Source organism: Frateuria defendens (assembly GCF_001182895.1).
In the GTDB taxonomy this organism is placed as follows: domain Bacteria; phylum Pseudomonadota; class Gammaproteobacteria; order Xanthomonadales; family Rhodanobacteraceae; genus Frateuria_B; species Frateuria_B defendens.
Genome location: NZ_LFQR01000294.1, coordinates 1 through 276 on the forward strand (window position 1 = coordinate 1; position 276 = coordinate 276).

A 276-nucleotide genomic window follows, 5' to 3' on the forward strand; every position below is an offset into this window, starting at 1 on the left:
GCGAGAGTTGGTGATCGCATTTCGACGCTTTGGGGTGCCGCGCGCGATTCGCGTGGACAACGAGGCGTGCTTCAACAGCCGCCTGATGAAAGCTGCACTCACCTTGCTCGGCATCCGCCTGCAAACCATCGACCTGCATTGCCCGTGGCAGAACGGGCGCATCGAGCGCTTCTTCGGCACGCTCAAGCATCACCTGGATCGCATCGCCATCGTGGACAAAGACGAACTGCGAACCAAGCTGATTGAATTCCGCGCCTGGTACAACCACGCACGGCC

1 protein-coding gene is annotated in these 276 nt (G+C 60.5%); it reads left to right on the plus strand.

Features of this window, described 5'->3' with window-relative positions; translation table 11 throughout:
* On the plus strand, positions 1 to 276 hold a 276-nt coding region (locus ACH65_RS18335; RefSeq protein ID WP_153242690.1), incomplete at both ends, for an integrase core domain-containing protein.